General features: G+C 49.4%; 2 rRNA genes. Both read left to right on the top strand.

What is annotated here, in order from left to right:
- Positions 1-113: ribosomal RNA gene (locus tag LGM42_RS32965) — 16S ribosomal RNA — on the top strand; the annotation flags it as partial.
- A 433-nt stretch (positions 114-546) separates the two neighbouring features.
- Positions 547-633: ribosomal RNA gene (locus LGM42_RS32960) — 23S ribosomal RNA — on the top strand; the annotation flags it as partial.

The raw sequence follows: 633 nt of genomic DNA, 5'->3' as shown, positions 1-633 counted from the left end.
CAGAAGTGGCTAGTCTAACCGCAAGGAGGACGGTCACCACGGTAGGATTCATGACTGGGGTGAAGTCGTAACAAGGTAGCCGTATCGGAAGGTGCGGCTGGATCACCTCCTTTCCAGAGCTTCTCGCCAAGTTGAGCGCTCACGCTTATCGGCTGTTGATAAAGACAGAAAGACTGTCTGTTAGCGGTTTAACCGGCTATCATGCCGGCCGCTTTCGATAATCATCAATGACAAACATTCGAATGAAGTTTGGTTCGAGTCTTTGTCATTGGCGATTGAGCCAGTCAGAGCGATACGAAAGTATCGGCTGTCGTTCTTTAACAATCTGGAAGAAGTAAGTAATTTGGATAGCGGAAGCGTCTTTGAGATGGACGTGGAAGTTATCCGGGTTGTGATTGTATCGATGTATCTCAAGATGATTCGAACTCTAAGTTTGACTCAATTGGAATACGGCACACACGTAGTGTGGGCTCCGCGTAAGTGCTAAAGCACTAACGCTGAGCGACACGCGAGAACTCAACCTGTAACGAGACAGACTCGTTATAGGGTCAAGCGAACAAGTGCATGTGGTGGATGCCTTGGCGATCACAGGCGATGAAGGACGCGGTAGCCTGCGAAAAGCTACGGGGAGCT

The sequence above is a fragment of the Burkholderia sp. AU39826 genome (assembly GCF_020419965.1).
Classification (GTDB): domain Bacteria; phylum Pseudomonadota; class Gammaproteobacteria; order Burkholderiales; family Burkholderiaceae; genus Burkholderia; species Burkholderia semiarida.
Note: the sequence above shows the minus strand (reverse complement) of the source record. Positions and strands in the feature narration are given on the sequence as shown.